The following is an 18764-nucleotide window of genomic DNA, read 5'->3' as shown; positions in this document are numbered from 1 at the left end:
CCCGCGTTCCTCCCCCCACGCGCCTCCCTTGCCTGCGGCCTTGGCCTGCGATAGCCTGCCGCATGCCCAAGCCCCTTGCCGCCGTTCCCGGTTCCGCCCCGCTCGCGCCCGCATCGCAGCTCGCGCTCCTGCTCGAGCTGACCGCGCTTGTCAACAGCGCGGGCGACGTGGCCGAGAGCCTTGAGCGCGCGCTGGCCCTCATGGCCACGCATCTCCCCATCATCCACGCCATGGTCACGCTGGTGGACCCCAAGAGCGGCGAGATACGCACCAGCGCCGCCTATGGCCTCAACCCGGCGGAGCGGCGCCGGGGCCGCTACCTGCAGGGGGAGGGCGTCACGGGCCGCGTCATCGCCAGCGGGCGCGCCATGTGCGTCTGCGACGCGGGCTCCGAGCCGCTTTTTCTCAACAAGACGCGCTCGCGCGACCTCACGCGCGAAAGGGTGTCCTTTCTCTGCGTGCCCATCCGGTTGCATGACCAGGTGGTGGGCGCCCTCTCGGTGGACCAGCACAGCACGGATGCGGGCACGCTGGAAGACGAGCTCCACCTGTTGCAGGTCATCGCCGCCCTGCTCGCGCATACGGCGCTGGAAAGCCAGGACCGCATGGCCGAGGCCGCGCCGCCCCGGGCTCGCCCGGCCGGTTTTGTGGGCAATTCCGAGGCCATGCACGCGGTCTATGCCCAGATCGCGCAGGTGGGGCCCTCGCCGGCCACTGTGCTGTTGCAGGGCGAATCGGGCACCGGCAAGGAGCTGGCCGCCCGCGCCATCCACGCGGCGAGCCCGCGCGCCGCCGGCCCCTTTGTGTCGCTCAATTGCGCGGCGCTGCCCGAAAGCCTCATGGAGAGCGAGCTTTTCGGCCACGAGCGCGGCGCCTTCACGGGCGCGGCCCAGACGCGCAAGGGCCGTTTCGAGCTCGCCGCCGGCGGCACGCTCTTTCTGGACGAGGTGGGCGAGCTCGCGCCGGCCACGCAGGCCAAGCTCCTCCGGGTGCTTCAGGAGCGGGCCTTCGAGCGCCTGGGCGGCATGGAAACCCTGCGGGCGGATGTGCGCATCATCACGGCCACCAACCGCGACCTCGAACAGATGGTGGAAGCCGGCGCCTTCCGCCGCGACCTCTTTTACCGGCTCAATGTCTTCCCGCTCTGCCTGCCCCCGCTCAGGGAGCGGCCAGAGGACATCCTGCCGCTGGCCGCGCATTTTCTCGGCCGCTTCGCCGGCGGCGGGCGCGGGCCCGCGCACCTTTCGCTCGCCGTCATGGACATGCTCCAGCGGTACGCATGGCCCGGCAACGTGCGCGAGCTGCAAAACGTCATGGAGCGCGCCGCGCTCCTGCTCGGGCCCGAGCGCGTGGTCTTGCCGCAGCATTTGCCGCCCGCCCTGCACGGCGGCGCCGCGCCCGGGTCCGGGGACGGGCGCCCGGCCGCGCCTCCTCCCCCCGGGAGCCTCGCCGGGCGCCTGGAAGAGGTGGAGCGCGCGAGCATCGTGGAGGCGCTTGACGCCTGCGCCGGCCACATGGGCAAGGCCGCGGCCGCGCTCGGCCTCACCGAGCGGGTCATGGCCCTCAGGCTCAAGAAATACGGCCTGAGCTACAAGACCTTCCGGCAGGGCAAGCGTCCTCTTTCCTGAACGGGGCAGCCCCGCGCGCCTGCCGTCCGCCTTCCGAAGTGCCTTTCGCGCCCATGTCGCATCAAGATTCCACATTTTTGTCGATTTTTTGCGGGCTTTTCCGGGGCGCCGCTGGTCGCCTCCTGGCGGCCTGAGGCGGCGGCACAAGCTCCTTCATCTCCCAAAAATCGACGAAAAAGTATATTTTGGCGCAGGTTCCGCTATCAGCGTGGATTTATGAGGCTTTTTTCCTGATTTTGCCTCGTGCCGCCATATTTTAAGGTGCAGCCGAAGCAATAAACGACATTTTCGTCGTTTTTTCCTCCGCATTGTGTCGGGCGCACGGGATTTTCGCGCGGGAATTTTCGGCAGAAGTGAAATTTCTTCTGAAAAACCACATCATTAGCACAAGAGGGGCGGCTCCCCGCCGCCGCTGGCATGTTTTATGCCCCAAGGGGCCTTGTGCCGGCCGGCTGTCGTCTTGCGCGGGTGCCACCCCCCTGGCGGTTCGCGCCCTGCGGCCGGCCGCACCCATCCCTTGCAAAGGAGTTTTCCCATGGCTTCTCCCCGCAGCGAGGCTGTTGCCCGCGCCCATGCCACGCCCCCGGTCACGCCTCCCAACACACAGGGGGCCGGTGCCGCCCCGCGCGACGCCGACGCCCTGTTCGGCCGCGATGTCTTCGGCCTCGACACCATGCGCCGCCGCCTGCCGCGCGACGTGTACCGCAAGCTCGAAAAGACCGTGCGCGAGGGCAGCCGCCTCGACCCGGCCATCGCCGATGTGGTCGCCAACGCCATGAAGGACTGGGCCATCGAGCGGGGCGCCACCCACTATACGCACTGGTTCCAGCCCATGACGGGCCTCACGGCCGAAAAGCACGACGCCTTTCTCTCGCCCGCGGCAGGCGGCCACGGCATCAGCGAATTTTCGGGCAAGATGCTCATCAGCGGCGAGCCGGACGCCTCCTCCTTCCCCTCCGGGGGCATCCGCTCCACCTTCGAGGCGCGCGGCTATACGGCGTGGGATCCCATGTCGCCGGCCTTCATCATCGACGGCCCCTACGGCGCCACCCTGCATATCCCCACCTTCTTCTACTCCTATTCGGGCGAGGCGCTGGACCGCAAGATCCCGCTCGTGCGCTCCATCGACGCGCTCTCGAAGCAGGCCCTGCGCGTGCTGCGCCTGTTCGGCAACAGCTCGGCCACGGGCGTGCGTCCCATGGTGGGCCCGGAGCAGGAATACTTTTTGGTGGACAAGAACCTCGCGGCGCTCCGGCCCGACCTCATGCTCGCCGGGCGCACCCTCGCCGGCGCGCCCTCGCCCAAGGGCCAGGAGATGGAAGACCACTATTTCGGCGCCATCCCGGCCCGGGTCATGAGCTTCATGCAGGACCTCGAAAACGGGCTGCTCGCCCTGGGCATCCCGGCCAAGACGCGGCACAACGAGGTCGCCCCCGGGCAGTTCGAGATCGCCCCGGTCTATGAGGACGCCAACCTCGCTTGCGACCACAACATGCTCACCATGAACATGATGCGGCACCTCGCCGGGCGCCACGGCTTCGTCTGCCTGCTCCACGAAAAGCCCTTTGCCGGCGTCAACGGCAGCGGCAAGCACAACAACTGGTCGCTCTGCGATTCGGACGGACAGAACCTGCTCAACCCCGGCTCCACCCCGCAGGACAATGCCCAGTTTCTCGTGTTCCTCGCGGCGGTGCTGCGCGCTGTGCACAAGCACGCCACGGCCCTCAGGCTCGGCGCCATCGGCGCGGGCAACGACCACCGCCTCGGCGCCAACGAGGCGCCGCCGGCCATCCTTTCGGTGTATCTCGGCGAACAGCTCACCGAAGTGCTCGAGAACATCATCAGCGGCGGCCACGCCGCGGCCGAGCGCGCGCCGGTGATGGAGGTGGGCGTCTCCACCCTGCCGCCCTTGCCCTGCGACCTCTCGGACCGCAACCGCACGAGCCCCTTCGCCTTCACGGGCAACAAGTTCGAGTTCCGGGCCGTGGGCTCCTCGCAGTCGGTGGCGCCGGTGAACATCGCGCTCAACGCGGCGGTCGCCTGCGCGCTGGACGACATCGCGACGGAGCTGGAGGCGGCGCTGGCTGAGGGCAAGGATCTCACGGCCGCCCTGCAGGAGCTCTTGCCGCGCCTCTTCCGCGAGCATATGCCCGTGGTGTTCAACGGCAACGGCTATTCGGCGGAATGGCCCGTGGAGGCCGGCCGCCGCGGCCTGCCCAACCACGCCAACACCGTGGACGCGCTTGCGCACTACACCGACCCCGAGGTGATGGAGGTCTTCGTGCGCCCCGGCGTGCTCAGCGAGCGCGAGGTGGAGGCCCGGCAGGAGATCCTGCTGGAGAACTACGCCAAGACCGTGCGCATCGAGGGCCAGATTTTGGCGGACATGGTGCGCGCCCAGATCCTCCCGGCGGCGCGCAAGGCGCAGGCGAAGGCCGCGGAAGTGCTCATCAGGACGCGCGAGGCCATGGGCGGCGCCAAGTGCCCTCTGGAGGAGGCGCAGCTTGAGACCCTGCGCACGCATGCCGACGCCCTGCAGGACAAGGTGGGCACGCTGGAGGCCGCGCTGGCGGCCACGGCGCAGGTGGAGGGGGGGGCGCTGGCCCAGGCCCGGGCCGTGCGTGACGCCGTGCTGCCGGTGATGGGCGAGTGCCGCGCGCATGCCGACGCGCTGGAGCGCCTTGTGGATGACAGCGAGTGGCCGCTGCCCAAGTATGCGGAACTGCTCTGGGTGCACTAGGGCGCGGGGAAGGCAAAAGAAAGAAAACCCGCGCGGTTTTGCTTGCAAAGACGCGCGCATGAAAGTATCCCGGGCGGGCATGCTCCGCAGGGATACTTTCATGCGCCTGAGCGGCAGGGAGGATTCGTCATGTGCAGGATAGGCTCCATCAAGTGCCGGGAGGCCGTGCCGCCCTCGCTGGCGCTCAGGCTCATGCTTCCCCAGCAGGAGGGGCACGACAATTCCGGCTTCGCGCTGGTCATGCAGGATCTCGAGGGCGCCTTCAGCCATTACAAGGAGACGCCCCTGCTCTCGCTGGCCACAACGCCCGAGGGGCTCCGGCTCGTGGCGGACCACATGGCGGCCTTGGGCTTCGTGCAGCTCGCCCAGTGGGTGCCCGAGGTGGACAATCGCGCCGGCCTGAACATGGCGGCCATGCCGCGCTATGTGTTCAGCAACTATGACTGGCCCGAGGTCTACCGCTACCGCGGCCAGAAAGATCGCGAGGAGCTGCTGCTCGACACGCGCCTCGCCCTGCGCCGCCTGCTTGAGGAGCACGACGCGGGCTATGTGTATTCCTTCTGGCCGGACGTGCTCACGCTGAAGGAAATCGGCGACCCGGCCGACATCGCGGCCTATTTCCGCCTGTGGGACGACGACGGGCGCCTTGTGGCGCGCAACATCGTGGCGCAATGTCGGCAGAACACCAATTACGGCATCGTGCGCTATGCGGCGCATCCCTTCTTTTTGCAGGGGCACACGCTCTGTGCCAACGGCGAGAACACCCTCTTCACCCGCAACCGGGAATTCCAGCAATCGCTGCACCGGGGCTACACGGGCTTCGAGTCCGACTCGCAATGCCTGCTCTATACCCTGCACTATGTGCACCGCGAGCTCGGCTGGCCGCTCACCTATTACAAGCATGTGCTCACGCCGCTCCCCGCCGCCGAGGCAGCGGCCCGGGAGGACGGCGAGGTGCTGGGGCTCATCCGAGAGTCGCTGGCGCAGCTCGAGATCAACGGCCCCAACGCCATCATCGGGCTTTTGCCGGACGGAAAGATGCTCGCCTGTTGCGACGCCAAGAAGCTCAGGCCGCTGGTCATCGGAAGCGGCGAGGGGGACGACGGCGACATGGTGGCCATGGCCTCGGAAGTGTGCGCGTTGAACGCCATATTGCCTGCGCGTGACAAGGAGAAGGACATCTATCCCGGCGAGCGCGAGCTCGTGGTGGTGGACAATGGCCTGGAGCTGCAGCGATGGCTCCAGTGAAGCGCAAGGCCCCGAAAGAGGAGGTGCCCGCGCAGGCCGTCTCCGTCAATGACCTGCCCTGGCTCGTGCGGCACGACGCGGGCCGCTGCGTGCTCTGCGGGGCCTGCACGGCGGCGTGTACCTTCGGGGCCATCGAGGCGAAACTCCCCCCGCGCGGGGCCAGCGCGGCCGAGCGGGAAATGCGCAAGGAGGCCGGCGAGGGCGGGCGTCCGGTCATCGTGCAGAAGGCCGAAGCGGCCCACGCATGCACGGGCTGCGGCATGTGCGAAAAGGTGTGCCCGGCCGGGGCCATCCGGCCCGTGCGCAACCTCGACAACCGCTGGGCCGTGCTCTCGCGCACGCACGGCGAGCCCGCGCGGCGCGGCGGCCGCGGCGGCCGCAGCGTGGTGGAGGCGCCGCCGCGCGAGCGCACGCTGGACGCGGTGGTCATCGGGCGCATCAGCCAGATGACCGACCCGGCGCTCGATTCGGAGCGCCACACCTTTGAGCTGCGCTCGCCCTTGGGGCGCCTCCTGCGGCCCGGGGAGCTGCCCCTCAGGGTGGAGGACGGGCGCCTCGTGCTCGCCGGGGAAACCCCGCCCGTGCGCTGGATCTATCCTGTCATCTTCAGCGACATGAGCATCGGCGCGCTCTCCACGCGCGCCTGGGAGGCCTTGGCGCTGGCCGTGGCGTGGCTCAACGAGGAATGCCATCTTCCCGTCCGCATGTCCTCGGGTGAGGGCGGCGTGCCCACGCGCCTTCTGGAATCTGAGCGGCTCAAGTATTTCATCCTCCAGATCGCCTCCGGCCACTTCGGCTGGAACCGCATCATCGAGAGCCTGCCGCGCATGAAGGCCGACCCGGCGGCCGTGCTCATCAAGGTGGGGCAGGGCGCCAAGCCCGGTGACGGGGGACTCCTCCCGGCGGCCAAGGTGGCGCCGCACATCCAGGCCATCCGCGGCGTGCCCGGGGCCACCCTGCATTCGCCGCCCAACCATCAGGGCCTCTATTCCATCGAGGAGGCGGTGCAGAAGATGCACCTCTCCATGAACGCGGCCTTCGGCTTCCGCGTGCCCGTGGCAGTCAAGTGCGCGGCCTCGGCCACCTCGGTGGCGGTCTATAACAACCTGTTGCGCGACCCGTACCACATTTGCGGCGGCTTCTTCCTGGACGGCATGCTCGGCGGCACGGGCGCGGCCTATTCCGTCTCGCTGGAGCACACCGGGCACCCGGTGGTCTCGGTGGTGCGCGACTGCTACCGCGCGGCTGCCGGGCAGGGCCTGCAGGGCCGCATCCCGCTCTGGGCCGGCGGCGGCATTGGCATGAACGGCGACGCCGCGGCGGACGCCTTCAAGCTCGTCTGCCTCGGCGCGGACGGCGTGGTGCTCGGGCGCCTGCTGCTCCAGTTGCTCGGCTGCGTGGGCAACGAGCACGGCCGCTGCAACGCCTGCAACACGGGCCACTGCCCCGCGGGCATCTGCACCCAGGACCCGCGCCTCGTGCGGCGCCTCGATGTGGATGCGGGCGCGCAGGCCATCGTGGACTACATGCGCGCCTTCGATGCGGAGCTGCGCAAGCTGCTGGCGCCGGTGGGCAACAGCGCGCTCCCCGTGGGCCGGGCCGACGCGCTGGTGGCCACGCGCAAGGACGTGGCGGACAGGCTCGGCATCGCCTACGCCTGCTAAAAGCGGGAGGACACCATGCTCTTCATTTCAACGGTCGAGGGCCACGAGCGCATGTCCACCCGCGAGCTTCTGCTGCGCATCAAAAGCGCGGTGGAGGCGGGCGAGACGGACTTTTACATCGAGGCCGCGGGCCAGCATGACATCGGGGGGCCGCTCTGGAACGCCGAGGGCCGCCCCCTGCGCTTCGAGATCGTGAACCCGGGCCAGCGGGTTGGCTCCATGGCGCTCCCGGGCACGGAAATCACGGTGCGCGGGCCCGCGCCGGCCGACGTGGGCTGGCTCAACTCGGGCGGCCGCATCACCGTGCTCGGCGACGCCGGAGACACCACGGGCCATTGCGCGGCCGCGGGCGCCATCTTTGTGGCCGGCAGGGCGGGCACGCGCACGGGCTCGCTCATGAAGCGCGACCCGCGGCACGAGCCGCCCGAGCTCTGGGTCTTGGGCACGGTGGGGAGCTTCGCCTTCGAGTTCATGGGCGGGGGCCGCGCCGTGGTCTGCGGGCTCGGGCCGGCGGCCGCCGGCGCCGACGGCGCCCCCTTGGGCGAGCGGCCCTGCGTGGGCATGGTGGGTGGCGTGGTCTATGTGCGCGGCACATGCCCGGAGCTGCCCCCGGGCGTGCGCGCCTTGCCGCTGGACGCGGAAGACAGAGCCTGGCTAGGCGCCGGCATGCCCGGCTTTCTCGCGGCCGTGGAGCGTCCTGACCTGCTGGAGGAGCTTTGCCAGTGGCGCGACTGGCGCAAGGTCGTGCCCGATGGGCGGAGCGAGGCCGCGGGCACCTGCGCAGCGCGTGACAGCCGGGAAGACATGGCGCGGTTCCGCGCCCGCGCGTGGCCAAAGGGCGGCCTCTTCGGCGACGTGCTGCCGGACAGCGGCGAGGTGGACGGGCTCGTCGCCACCGGCGCCGGGCGCCTTCGCGTCCCGGTATGGGACGCGGCGGCCGGGGAGTGCCGCCGCTGCTGGGCCTGTGTGCGCGCCTGCCCGCGGGCGGCCGTGCGGCGGCGGAACGGAAGCGGCGGCGAGGACTCCCCCGGGCCGCTTACCGTGGAGAGCGGCCGCTGCATCGGCTGCGGCATCTGCGCCGCCGTGTGCCCTGAGGGGCTCTGGCGGCTCGTGCCCGTGGAGGAGGGCGGGGCGCTGTAGCGGTGCTCCACCCCCATACCTGTCCTTTTCTTTCTCTTCCTTTTTCTCCATTGCCGACATGCAAAAAAGGAGGCGAGCCCCGCAAGGGCCGCCTCCTTTTCACTTCTCTTGCCGAAAACGCCTACTTCTTGGAGTTCTGGTAGAGGGTGTGGTACTCCTCCAGCGTCTTGCGGATGAACTTGCCGATCTTGAGGTAGGCGGTCTTGTTGAGGTTGGCGAGCGACACGCGCACCGACCACTTGGGGCCGTCGAAGCCGTCGCCGTTCAGGAGCACCACCGCGTCCTCCTGCGCCAGGCGCACCACCACGTCCAGCGGGTCGAAGTTGGCGTTGAGGTAGGCCGCGAAGTCGTCGCCATAGAACTTCCTGGCCCAGACCATCATGTCGATCTCGCTGTAGTAGCCCGCGCGGTACTTGTCGGGGAGCAGCGTGAAGCCCGTGGTGTCCCACAGGGCGTGCAGCCGCTCCTGGATCATGTTGATGAGCTTGGGCTGGAGCTCGTCCTTGTGGATGAGCGCGAAGGCCGAGAAGATGGACATCATGATCTGCTGCGGCGTGGAAAGGCCCGCCGTGTGGTTCAGGCCCACCATGCGGCTGTCGGCCACGAGGCGGTCCACGAACTTGATCTTCGCCGGGTCGGTGCTCAGGCTGCTGTAGCGCTTGATGAGCGCTTCCTGCTTGTCCTTGGGGAGTTCCGCGATGCGGTCGTCAAAGACGTTCCCCTCGCTGCGCAGGCACATGACGGCCGCGCGCCAGCCCGTGGCGCCAAAGTACTTGGAGTACGAGTACAGGCACATGGTATTGTAGGGCAAGGCGTACATGAGCGACTTGAAGCCCTCGATGAAGGTGCCGTACACGTCGTCCGTGATGATCATCAGCTTCGGGTTGTCGGTCTTCACGATATCGAGCAGCTGGGCCTGCGTCTCGGGCGTGATGCACACGCTCGGCGGGTTGGACGGGTTGATGACGCAGACGGCCTTGATGGAGGGGTCGCGCAGCTTGTCGATCTCGTCCTTGGGGTACTGCCAGTCGTGGTAGCCGTCCTTCTCCACCCTGTTGGCGCTGATGGTGACGATCTCGAAGCCGAATTCGTCCAGCACCGGGATCTCCAGATACGGCGTGAAGCAGGGCGTAAAGAGCGCCACCTTGTCGCCGCGCTCAAGCAGGAAGTTCTGCTGCAGCGACAGGAAGGCGTAGCACATGCCGGCGGTGCTGCCCTCGGTGGCGAAGAGGTCGAATTCCGTGGTGTCGTTACCGCCGCCCATGGCCCAGCGCACATAGTCGCGCGTGATGAGCTCGGTGAAGGGCAGGATGCGGTCGGGCGTGGGGTAGTGGTCGCCCGTGATGCCGTCCACGAGCTCCCAGGCGAAATCGTCCTCGTCCACGCTGTAGGTGGTCACCATGTAGCTGTAGAATTCCAGCAGCACCTTGGCGCCCACGTCGTCCTTGTGCGCGGTGAGGAACTGGTGCAGCCGGTCGCCGAGGCCCTTTTTCGCGGGCGAGGCCGCGATGCCGATGGCCGTGTCGTAGGAGATGCGCTCGCACTCGTCCATGGCGAACTGGCCGAGCAGGAAGAAGGCCCGGCGCGGCCACGAGAGCAGCCAGTTGGGGTTGCCGCGGCCCGCGTTGAGGAAGGTCTGGCTCGAGACCTTGGCTTCTTCCTCGGCCATTTCAATCAGGGTGTTCTTGACCTCGAAGGGGGAGAGCTTGTCCAGTTCCTGTTCGTACTTACGCTTTTCCTGGGGGGTCTTTGCGTTCATGGTCTGCTCCTGCGCCTTTGGCGCGGGTATATGTTGAAGGGAGAGTTTTCCTTTGTCAGTTCCCGTTACAGGAACATGAGCACCATGGCCACGCCCATGAGGATGAGCACCGTGTTGCCCACCGCGTAAGTCACGGTATAGCCGAGCGCGGGCACGGAGCTGTCAAGGGCGGAGGTGATGGCGCCGAGCGCCGCCGTGGTGGTGCGGCCGCCCGCGCAGCAGCCGAGGTTGATGGCCGGATGGAACTTGAACACCTTGGCCCCGAGCCACATGCCGATGAAGAGCGGCACGGAGGTGGAGATCACGCCCATGACGAAGAGCATGATGCCGACCTTTTCGATGCCGGGGATGAACACCGGGCCGCACTGGATGCCGATGACGGCGATGAACATGTTGAGCCCGAGATTGTTCATGAACCAGAGCACGGAATTGGGGATATACCCCACCGAAGGCCGCTTGGTGCGCCACCAGCCGAAGAAGATGCCGGCGATGAGCGCGCCGCCCGCGGTGGAGAGGCTGATGGGCACGTCCTTTACGGTCAGGGTCATGGCGCCCACGAGCGCGCCCAGGAAGATGCACAGCGCGAGGAAGACCACGTCGGTCTGGTCGCTGGGCTTTTCCTCATAGCCGATCTCGGGGCAGGCCGCCTGCACTTCCTGCGGCAGGCCCTCGATGGTGAGCATGTCGCCTTCCATGAGCTTGGTCTGCGCGAGCACCGGGATCTCGATGCCGCCGGAGCGGTCGATGGCGCCGATCATGATGCCGTACATCCACGGCTTGGCGCGCAGCTCGTCCACGGTGAGGCCCGCGGCCTTCTTGGAGACCATGACGCGCGTCTTTTCCACGGCGAAGGTCATGAGCTTGGCGTCGTCGATTTCCGGGCCGATCCAGCTTTCATCCTGGATGATGTATTCATGCCGGCCGCTCAGCACCACCTCGTCGCCGAGCTTGACGACCATGTCCGGCGTGCTTTCCTGGATCTTGCCGTTGGTGTCGCGCACGCGCTCCACAAAGATGCGCCGCCCGAGCGTCTGGAAGTGGGCCTGAATTTGCGTGACCGTCTGCGGGATGGAGAAATGCTCCGCCGTCACCTTGTAGGCGCGGAACACGATGGGCTGGTTGCCGTCCACGAAGGCCGGGTCATTGGGCAGGTTGGAGTGGTCGAGCTGCTGCTCCAGCTCCTTGGCCTGGCGGCGCACCTTGTCGAGGCCGCCGAGCATGATGGGCCCCAGATTGCCCAGGATCCACGCGGAGCCGATGGTGCCGAACACATAGGTCACGGCGTAGCACACGGGCATCATCTCGTCCCAGTTCTTGGCTTCCTCGGGGGTGATGGTGCCCGCGTTGAGCACGGACTGGATGGTGTCGGTGCCGATGCCGATGACCGCCGAAATGGTCTGCGCGCCGGAGAAGAGCCCGGTGGCGATGCCGGCGTTATAGCCCATGAACTTGGCGCAGGCCCAGGTCACGGCGAGGCACAGGCCGCAGAGCACCACGGCGAAGATGACCTGCTTGATGCCCTGGCCGCGGATGGCGCTCACGAACTGCGGGCCGCAGCGGTAGCCGATGGCGAAGAGGAAGATAAGGAAGAAGAGGGACTTGAGCGGCGCGCCGATGGGCACATGGAACACCGCGCCCACCACGACGCCGATGAGCAGCACGGACGTGACCACGCCGAGGCTCAGGGACTTGTAGCGGAACTTGCCGAACCAGAAGCCCAAGCCGATGGTGAGAAAAATGGGGATCGAGGGATATTCCCTGAAGGTCGCCTGTATCCACTCCCAAAGCCAGTCCATATATTACCTCTTGACCTGTAGGATTTTTCAGCGGGGCGCCGCCCGGGAGAGATGCAGAAGTTGGTTGACGGCGCCGGCATTTGCCGTTATGGAAATTCCAGAAAAATTCGTCCTCCTCATTGGGGCGCCCTCTCTCGGGCTTGCCGGGCGGCAAGCCGGGCCGGGGCGAGGTCTTTCGGGCCGCTCTGCCGCAATTTCCGCGGGTCTTCTCTTGCGGCCAAATTCAGTCTGCGCTTTTTCGTCAGCGGATGCAAGGTTTCGATGCCCGGGCTTTTCGGCCGAGGGCTCTTTCGCGCGCTGCCTGCGCCGGAGAAGCCGCGCCCCGCAAGGCGGGAAGGGGCTTGGGCCGCGCAAAAATTTCTTTTGAGAAGTTGAGGGAAACGGTCATGCGGGTGCACGCGAGGCGGCGCTGGGCACCCGGGGGCGCCGCCGCCCGGAGAAGCTGGTGGCGGGAGCATTTTCCGGGGTATTCCTCCATCATCCGGGATATTCCTCCATCAAATGGGGTCGTGAGCACCTTTACCGGCATTTTTATTGCGCATGACGGCACGGGAAGCCGAAAATGAGGCGCTGGTATGGAGCGGCGAGTTGCAGGGCTTAAAAACCGTGCATCAGGGTCCGCACGGAAAAGAGCCCCGGGGCAGGCCAGTCCCGGGGCTCTTTTCCGTGGGTGGGCCGCGGCAGCGCGTTCACTCTTGAGCCGGAGGCGCGCCGCGTGGCGCGCCTCGCCGTCACGAGGCGGCGTGGCGCTGGGGGGGGGGCAGATGTGCCCCAGCCGTTCCCGGCTACTCCTTCACCAGCTCGATGCCCTCCTTGAGGCCGCGGTTGCGGCTGTAGAGCTTTTCCCGGGCATTGTTCCAGTGCTCGTGCACCCCGAGGCTGCCGGGGTTGGCGCCCGCGCCGTCGGTGTACTTCGTGCCCGAGGGCGGCGCGGGGAGCAGCGCTGCCTCGTGCAGGTAGTTCTCCATGCCCGGCTTGTCGCGCATATTGCTGTTGTGGCGCCGCATGTTGGGCTCGTTCACGAGGAAGTCCGCGCCCACGGAATCCAGGGCCACCGGGTCCTGCGAGAAAAAGAGGCTCGCGGCCGGGGCGCCGTTGAAGGGGGGCATCTCCCATGCCGCGTTCTCCGGCGAGATGTTCACGGTCTCGCTGGGCGCGGTGATCAGCCCGTCCAGCATCCAGAGCACGCTCTTGCCGGCGATTTCCTTCCGCGCCATGAGGTCGGCGATAACGGAGTATTCGCCCATCTGCCCGTTGATGATGTTGGGGTGCAGCCCCGCGGCCGCGGGCGTGACCCGGCGCTCGTCATTGATGAAAGTGCCGAAATGGTTTTTGCCGCTGAGGGTGAGGCCCCATGTGTGGCCCTTGAGGTTGGCGAGATTGACGAGATAGTCCGCCTCGGTGAGGCAGGTGGGAAAATAGGTGGGGATGCCGCGCACATCCCCGGCCCACTGGATGCGGGCCTTTGCGTCGGCCACGGCGTCGCCCGGCATGCCGGGGCGCCGATAGCGGAAGTCCACGCCGGCGAGATCGCCTTCGGTGCAGAGCTTGCGCATGTGGTCGGGGAAGATGCGGCAGGTGTCGAACACCACGATGTCTTCCGGGCGCACGCCGCCGTCGCGCACCATGGAGCGCAACAGCGTCTGCAACAGGAGCGGGTTGCCGTAGCTCACGCCGAACTCGCCGTGCGGGTCGTCGTTGTTTTCGCCGGCGCCGTTCATGTTCACCTTGACGGCCACCTTCTCACCCGGCGTGTAGCCGCCCCGCTTGCCGTTTTGGGCGTTGCGCCACGCGAAGAGCGCATGCCACGCCTTTTGGGGCGTGTCCTCCCCGGTGAGGCGCATGATGCCCTTGCGCGTCATGGCCATGAGGCGCTCGGCATCATAATTTTCCGGCTTCCACCAGAAGTCCATGCCGCTCCAGTGAACGGCCTTGGGGTCATGCGTCCAAGCCACGCGGCCCGGGTGGATGCCCTTGCCTTGGCCCAGGGGCGCATGCGGCGGAAAGAGGCTTTTGCCACCTTCCGCCGCGACAAGGCCGGCCTCACCTGAAGTGAGCATTCCCATGGCAATGATCCCGCTTTTGAGAAATGTCCTGCGCGTGAGCATACCGTGTTCTCCTTCCATCACTCTGGCCATCACTCTGGGCAGCCCAGAACGGCCACCGCCTCGCCCCAGTAGCCCACCTGCATGATGACCGGGATGGCCGTCTCGCCCGCCGGCGTCAGGGAATATTCCACGCGCGGCGGAATGACCGGGAAGATCTCGCGGGCCACCAGACCCTCCTTCTCGAGGGCGCGCGCCGTCTGGGTGAACATCTTGCCGGAGATGCCGCGCATCCGGCGCTGGAGCTCCGAGGAGCGCAGGGTGCCGTTGCGCAGGTGGTAGAGGAGCATCATCTTCCATTTGCCGCCGATAAGTTCCAGCGCGAGCTCAAGGGCGCAGAAATAGGTGCGCCCGGCGAAGACGACATCGGTCTTGAGCTCCCTAACATCTTCTTTTTCCATAAAAATTCCCTTTTGGTGCCTACCTCACCTTAAAGTCTCTAGAGCACATTCTCGTCAGTACTTGTGAGCGTAGTGAAAATGGTGCTAGGAAGCAAGTACTTCTGCGGGCGTGGCGATGATGTTGCCCTGCCGGGCGCTGCCGTGGAGACGGCCGCACAAGGAGGCCCGCGAACCGGGGGGCCGGTCACGAAGGCAGCTGTGCGAAGTGCCAGCCTCCCGAAGAGAAATTCTGTGCTGAAGGAAAGCCATGGATAAGCAATATACCGTCGAAGTCTGGAACGATACGTGCGTCCCGCACTGTTACACCGGCGAAGTCGTCCTGCTTCGGGCCATCGCGGATCTGGGCCTGCGTGAGCGCGTCAAGGTGAGGCTGCGCGCCTTTGAGCTCGACCCCGGCTTTCCGCCGGGCAAGACCATAGAGGTGCCGCGGTGCGTGGCGAAAAAATACGGCTGCTCCGTGCCGGAAGCGCTGGAAAAGATTGCCGCCGCCGAAGCCATGGCGCGCAAGGCCGGCATCGACATGAAGTTCGCGGGCGCCGTGTTCTGCAACACGCGTTCGTCGCACCGCGTGCTGAAATATGCCGCCAGCGAATTTGGCGACGCCACGGCCCTCCAGGTGAACCTTGCCTTCCTTGGCGCCTATTTCACGCGTAACCTGGTGCTCGAGGGCGAGACGCTCGTGTGCGTGGCGGCCGCCGCTGGCCTTCCGGCCGAGGCTGTGCGCGACGTGGTGCTGACGAACAAATTTGAAGAGGCGGTGCTTGAGGATGAGCGGGAGGCCGCCCGGCGCGGCATCTTCAGCATTCCGTGCTTCGATTTCAACGGCAAGTTTCTGGTGAACGGCGCCATCGGCCTGCGGGGCTTCCGGCAGGCGCTGACCGAAATGCTGGCATAAGAGGGAGGAACAACACGGATGAAAGAACTTTTCCAGCCATTCGAGGCCCGCAACCTGAAGGCGAAAAACCGCCTCGTACGCTCGGCCACCTGGGAGAACCTGGCCACGCCCGAGGGCGGCATCTGCGCCAATTCCTACGGGCTCTATGACGAGCTCGCGGCCGGGGGCGTGGGCACCATCATCACGGGCTTCACCAGCGTGGACGCCCATGACCGCTATTTCGGCGGCATGATGCGCCTGTGCGACGACGCGCTCATCCCGGAATACCAAAAACTCACGGACATCATCCACAAGCATGGCGTGAGCGTGCTCACGCAGCTGGCGCTCGGCGCGTACTACGCCAAGGGGCCGGACGGCCGCTATCGCGAGGTGGAGATCGACGCCATGAGCACGGGAGAGGTCGAGCGCATGGTCGGCCTCTTCGTGGCCGCCGGCGCCCGGGCCGCGCGCGCGGGCTTTGACGGCGCGCAGATCCACGCGGCGCATTTTTTCTTTTTGAGCCGCTTCATCTCGCCCGCGGTGAACCACCGCCATGACCAGTACGGCGGCTCGGTGGCCGGGAGGGCGCGGGTGCTCGTCGACATCCTCGAGGGCATCAGGCGGGAGGCGCCGGGGCTGCACATCTCCGTCAAGCTCAACTCCTCGGACTTCCTGCCCGGCGGCCTCACCGAGGCCGACGCGCTGGAAACCGGGCGCCTTCTGGCCGCGCACGGCATCGACTCCATCGAGGTCAGCGGCAACGGCACCTCGCGCACGGGCATCCGCGGCCCCAATGACGAGGCCTATTTCGGCATGTTCGCCATGCGGCTCGCCGAGATGGTGGACGTGCCGGTCATCCTCGTGGGGGGCCTGCGCTCCAAAAAGGTGATGGAGCTTTTGCTGCGCACTTCCAATATCGCCCTGCTGTCGCTTTCGCGGCCGCTTATCCGCCAGCCCGGCTTGCCGAAGCTTTTTCAAAGCGGGCAGGCGGACAAGGCGGACTGCATCTCCTGCAACGCCTGTTACAGGACGGACGGACACACCTGCGTGTTTACCCCAACCCCGAAATGGCTATGCGAAAACTGATCAAGGCGCAGACGCGGCGCGGCGTCCAGCTCGACGGCGTGCTCTTCAGCAATGGCGGGGAGCAAAGCGTGGTCATCGCCATCACAGGCATCCACGGCAACTTTTACTCCAACCCCATGTACTACAACATAGGCGACACACTCTCCGACAACGGCATCGCCTTCGTCTATGCCCAGACCAACGATGCCTTCAATAAAACGGAGACCTTCAACACCAAAACGGGCGGTACGGAGATCATCGGCTCCTACAACGAGTGTTTCGATGACATCTGCGATGACATTTCCGCCTATGTGGGGGCCGCGGAAAAGGCGGGATACGCGCACATCTTCCTCGCCGGGCATTCGCTGGGCGCCAACAAGGTGATCCACTATCTCGCCAATGCCAGGGAAACACCCGTGGAGCACTACATCCTGGTGAGCCCGGCGAACATGAAGTACATGCTCGCCAACGTGACCAAGGAGGAGCGCGCCATCATCCGCGCCTATGTGGAGGCCGGCCGCGCGGGCGAAATGCTGCCCTTCCCCTTCATGGGCTGGGCGCCCATGGTGGCGGGGACGGCGTGGCAGTGGCTCTTCAAAAACCCGCTGGACAATGTCCACTCCGACCCGGAGGGCGATTTTTCCGAGGTGGCGCGCATCCGGCAGAGCGGCGCCCTGATCATCGGCACCTATGACCGCTTTTCCTGGGGCGAGCCGCGGGCCTTCATCGAGCTCATCAACGCGCACACAAAGGCCCCGGAAAAAAACGAGGTCATCTTCGTGGAGGGCACGGGCCATGTCTATTCGCAGCGCGAGCAGGTGCTGGCCGACATCGTGCTTGGACTCGCGCGGAAGTGGCAGGCAGGGGGGCAAACTGCGGGCGGCGCTGGGGCTTCCTGATACCCGGGAGCTGCGCGCCACGGGCCGGCGTGAGGTGTCCTCACGCCGCGAGCCTCCCCGGCGCAGTGGCCGAACCTTTTTAAAAATTGCTCCCGCCTGGCTTATTCGGCCCGGCCGTAGAGCTGGCGCAAAATCGTCTTGGCCTCTTCAAATTTCTGGGGGTCCTTCAGCCTGTCCCCCGCGCGGTTGATGTAAAAATCCAGCCTGTCCATGGCCTGCCGGTAACTGTCGGAATTGGCTTTGAGCCCCTCGGCGATGGCCTGCGCCGGCTGCTCAAAAAAGCCCGGCGCCGGATGCCAATGGGTCTGCACGTTTTCGGACCAGTCCCTGTTTTCCATTTTTGCTTCCTCCCGGTGGGTGTTCCCGGCCGCATCCGCCGCTCCTCATCTTAGAAAAACGTTTTTGCCGCCTCAAGAAGAAAATCCGGCAAACGGCCCCGCGCGGGCGTCGCTTGGAGGCCCCCGGCCCGGGCGCGCTGCTCCGGGTGCGTCAAAAAAAATTGCTTCGGCACGCGAAATTCCGCCTGACGGAACGGAAGGCGCGTAGGCTCCACCACAGGCAAACCAATCGTACAAGGGAGGCTATGCATGAAGCGGATCTTTTCTTTTTTGGGCGGGGCCCTGGCCGGCGCCGGCGTGCTCGCCGCGGTTGCCTGCATGGTGACGCGCCTCACCGAGGAGGCGGCCCCACGAGTGGGGGACGTGAACGCCAACGGGGCGGCCGCCCGCGGCGATGACGCTGCCGCTGCCCCTGACAACAGCGCTGAAAGCGCGTAAAAGGAGAAGCACATGAGCAAGCTGGCTTTCTTTCTTGGCGGGGCGCTGGCCGGGGCGGCCGGCCTCGCCGCCGCGGCCCTGCTGGACAAGGGTTCATCGGCTCCCGGGCTCCCGGGGCCATCGTGCCAGGGCTCACCCTCCGGGCTCGATGCCCGGGGCGTGGCGGACGCCCTCAACGAGTATTTTTTCAAGGCCCATGAGCTTGCGCGCCGCTGTTCCGCCCTTTCCATGGAGAGCTGCGGGCTCTCCATGGGGCCCATCGAGCTGCCCGAGGACAGCCTGCTCCAAAAGGCGGGCAACATCCTCGACGGCGGCCTCACCCGCATGGTCCGGGGCTTCAAGGGCGAGGACCTGCGCGCGCTGCACAGGCAGGCGGCCACGCTTTTCAGCGAATACCGCCCGGTGTTCCTGCGCGGCAATGAGCTTTTGAAGGGCGCGGCCATGGCCGGCGTCAGTGTGTCCACAAAGGAGCTGGACATCCGGGACCGCCTGGACAACCGCCTCGCCAATGAAGACTGGTTCGACGACCTTGACGAAGGGTGCAGCCGGCTCGAGACCTTCCTCACCGACAGCGCCGATGCGGCCCAGGCCCTCACCGACCAGCTCGAAACCCTGCAAAAATACGGCGGCCCGGCGCCGCTTTCCCTCGCCGGGGCATAGGAGATTGCC

15 protein-coding genes are annotated in these 18764 nt (G+C 66.6%); 10 read left to right on the top strand and 5 right to left on the bottom strand.

The genetic code is table 11. The features are described from left to right. Positions 1-62: 62 nt before the first annotated feature. The 5 genes from G7Y54_RS12765 to G7Y54_RS09910 all read left to right on the top strand — a co-directional run bounded on the left by G7Y54_RS12765 (position 63) and on the right by G7Y54_RS09910 (position 8420). The gene (locus G7Y54_RS12765; protein ID WP_165079161.1) at positions 63-1628 is read left to right on the top strand and encodes a sigma 54-interacting transcriptional regulator; all 1566 of its coding nucleotides are present in this window, start codon (positions 63-65) and stop codon (positions 1626-1628) included. A gap of 535 nt (positions 1629-2163) precedes the next feature. Continuing rightward, on the top strand, positions 2164-4368 hold the full coding sequence (locus G7Y54_RS09925; RefSeq protein WP_165079160.1) for a glutamine synthetase III: 2205 nt from the start codon (positions 2164-2166) through the stop codon (positions 4366-4368). 129 nt (positions 4369-4497) lie between these two features. Next, positions 4498-5616 carry a glutamate synthase gene (locus G7Y54_RS09920; RefSeq protein ID WP_165079159.1) on the top strand — a complete coding sequence of 373 codons (1119 nt, stop codon included), beginning with the start codon at positions 4498-4500 and terminating at the stop codon, positions 5614-5616. After that, positions 5604-7280 (top strand): glutamate synthase-related protein, encoded by a 1677-nt coding sequence (locus tag G7Y54_RS09915; RefSeq protein WP_165079158.1) that lies wholly within the window; start codon positions 5604-5606, stop codon positions 7278-7280. Before G7Y54_RS09920 ends, G7Y54_RS09915 begins: the two co-directional genes overlap by 13 nt. A 15-nt stretch (positions 7281-7295) precedes the next feature. Further along, positions 7296-8420: a 4Fe-4S dicluster domain-containing protein gene (locus tag G7Y54_RS09910; RefSeq protein ID WP_165079157.1), complete on the top strand. Its 1125-nt coding sequence runs from the start codon at positions 7296-7298 to the stop codon at positions 8418-8420. A 121-nt stretch (positions 8421-8541) separates the two neighbouring features. Here the strand turns inward: G7Y54_RS09910 and G7Y54_RS09905 are convergent, their stop codons facing one another. The 4 genes from G7Y54_RS09905 to G7Y54_RS09890 all read right to left on the bottom strand — a co-directional run bounded on the left by G7Y54_RS09905 (position 8542) and on the right by G7Y54_RS09890 (position 14481). Beyond that, a complete protein-coding gene (locus G7Y54_RS09905; protein WP_165079156.1) occupies positions 8542-10179 on the bottom strand; it encodes a bifunctional aspartate transaminase/aspartate 4-decarboxylase in 1638 nt (545 codons plus the stop codon). 65 nt (positions 10180-10244) lie between these two features. Continuing rightward, positions 10245-11975: an aspartate-alanine antiporter gene (aspT, locus tag G7Y54_RS09900; RefSeq protein WP_165079155.1), complete on the bottom strand. Its 1731-nt coding sequence runs from the start codon at positions 11973-11975 to the stop codon at positions 10245-10247. Positions 11976-12760: 785 nt separating this feature from the next. After that, positions 12761-14041, bottom strand: coding sequence for a DUF362 domain-containing protein (locus tag G7Y54_RS09895; RefSeq protein WP_165079154.1), 1281 nt, complete (start codon positions 14039-14041; stop codon positions 12761-12763). Positions 14042-14112: 71 nt separating this feature from the next. After that, entirely contained in the window at positions 14113-14481 is a 369-nt protein-coding gene (locus tag G7Y54_RS09890) for a helix-turn-helix domain-containing protein (RefSeq protein ID WP_165079153.1), read from the bottom strand. A gap of 247 nt (positions 14482-14728) precedes the next feature. On the opposite strand from G7Y54_RS09890, the gene G7Y54_RS09885 reads away from it, so the two are divergent. From G7Y54_RS09885 to G7Y54_RS09875, 3 genes are read left to right on the top strand one after another with little or no spacing between them, the layout of a single operon-like run. After that, the gene (locus G7Y54_RS09885) at positions 14729-15376 is read left to right on the top strand and encodes a DsbA family protein (protein ID WP_165079152.1); all 648 of its coding nucleotides are present in this window, start codon (positions 14729-14731) and stop codon (positions 15374-15376) included. A gap of 18 nt (positions 15377-15394) precedes the next feature. Continuing rightward, entirely contained in the window at positions 15395-16441 is a 1047-nt protein-coding gene (locus G7Y54_RS09880; protein ID WP_165079151.1) for an NADH:flavin oxidoreductase, read from the top strand. After that, the gene (locus G7Y54_RS09875) at positions 16429-17319 is read left to right on the top strand and encodes an alpha/beta fold hydrolase (protein WP_165079150.1); all 891 of its coding nucleotides are present in this window, start codon (positions 16429-16431) and stop codon (positions 17317-17319) included. The genes G7Y54_RS09880 and G7Y54_RS09875 overlap by 13 nt, the downstream gene beginning before the upstream one ends. A 101-nt stretch (positions 17320-17420) precedes the next feature. Here the strand turns inward: G7Y54_RS09875 and G7Y54_RS09870 are convergent, their stop codons facing one another. Further along, positions 17421-17657: a DUF3175 domain-containing protein gene (locus G7Y54_RS09870; protein WP_165079149.1), complete on the bottom strand. Its 237-nt coding sequence runs from the start codon at positions 17655-17657 to the stop codon at positions 17421-17423. Between the two features lie 249 nt (positions 17658-17906). Between G7Y54_RS09870 and G7Y54_RS09865 the strand changes: the two genes are divergently transcribed. Beyond that, the gene (locus G7Y54_RS09865; protein WP_165079148.1) at positions 17907-18095 is read left to right on the top strand and encodes a hypothetical protein; all 189 of its coding nucleotides are present in this window, start codon (positions 17907-17909) and stop codon (positions 18093-18095) included. A gap of 12 nt (positions 18096-18107) precedes the next feature. Continuing rightward, positions 18108-18755: a hypothetical protein gene (locus tag G7Y54_RS09860; protein WP_165079147.1), complete on the top strand. Its 648-nt coding sequence runs from the start codon at positions 18108-18110 to the stop codon at positions 18753-18755. Positions 18756-18764 lie beyond the last annotated feature (9 nt).

The sequence above is a fragment of the Desulfovibrio sp. ZJ746 genome, assembly GCF_011039155.1.
Lineage (GTDB): Bacteria > Desulfobacterota > Desulfovibrionia > Desulfovibrionales > Desulfovibrionaceae > Desulfovibrio.
Note: the sequence above shows the minus strand (reverse complement) of the source record. Positions and strands in the feature narration are given on the sequence as shown.

Bases quoted from the DNA above. Each gene is read 5' to 3' on its own strand.
- G7Y54_RS12765 (WP_165079161.1), top strand. From the start codon at position 63: ATGCCCAAGCCCCTTGCCGCCGTTCCCGGTTCCGCCCCGCTCGCGCCC.
- G7Y54_RS09925 (WP_165079160.1), top strand. From the start codon at position 2,164: ATGGCTTCTCCCCGCAGCGAGGCTGTTGCCCGCGCCCATGCCACGCCC.
- G7Y54_RS09920 (WP_165079159.1), top strand. From the start codon at position 4,498: ATGTGCAGGATAGGCTCCATCAAGTGCCGGGAGGCCGTGCCGCCCTCG.
- G7Y54_RS09915 (WP_165079158.1), top strand. From the start codon at position 5,604: ATGGCTCCAGTGAAGCGCAAGGCCCCGAAAGAGGAGGTGCCCGCGCAG.
- G7Y54_RS09910 (WP_165079157.1), top strand. From the start codon at position 7,296: ATGCTCTTCATTTCAACGGTCGAGGGCCACGAGCGCATGTCCACCCGC.
- G7Y54_RS09905 (WP_165079156.1), bottom strand. From the start codon at position 10,179: ATGAACGCAAAGACCCCCCAGGAAAAGCGTAAGTACGAACAGGAACTG.
- aspT (WP_165079155.1), bottom strand. From the start codon at position 11,975: ATGGACTGGCTTTGGGAGTGGATACAGGCGACCTTCAGGGAATATCCC.
- G7Y54_RS09895 (WP_165079154.1), bottom strand. From the start codon at position 14,041: ATGGGAATGCTCACTTCAGGTGAGGCCGGCCTTGTCGCGGCGGAAGGT.
- G7Y54_RS09890 (WP_165079153.1), bottom strand. From the start codon at position 14,481: ATGGAAAAAGAAGATGTTAGGGAGCTCAAGACCGATGTCGTCTTCGCC.
- G7Y54_RS09885 (WP_165079152.1), top strand. From the start codon at position 14,729: ATGGATAAGCAATATACCGTCGAAGTCTGGAACGATACGTGCGTCCCG.
- G7Y54_RS09880 (WP_165079151.1), top strand. From the start codon at position 15,395: ATGAAAGAACTTTTCCAGCCATTCGAGGCCCGCAACCTGAAGGCGAAA.
- G7Y54_RS09875 (WP_165079150.1), top strand. From the start codon at position 16,429: ATGCGAAAACTGATCAAGGCGCAGACGCGGCGCGGCGTCCAGCTCGAC.
- G7Y54_RS09870 (WP_165079149.1), bottom strand. From the start codon at position 17,657: ATGGAAAACAGGGACTGGTCCGAAAACGTGCAGACCCATTGGCATCCG.
- G7Y54_RS09865 (WP_165079148.1), top strand. From the start codon at position 17,907: ATGAAGCGGATCTTTTCTTTTTTGGGCGGGGCCCTGGCCGGCGCCGGC.
- G7Y54_RS09860 (WP_165079147.1), top strand. From the start codon at position 18,108: ATGAGCAAGCTGGCTTTCTTTCTTGGCGGGGCGCTGGCCGGGGCGGCC.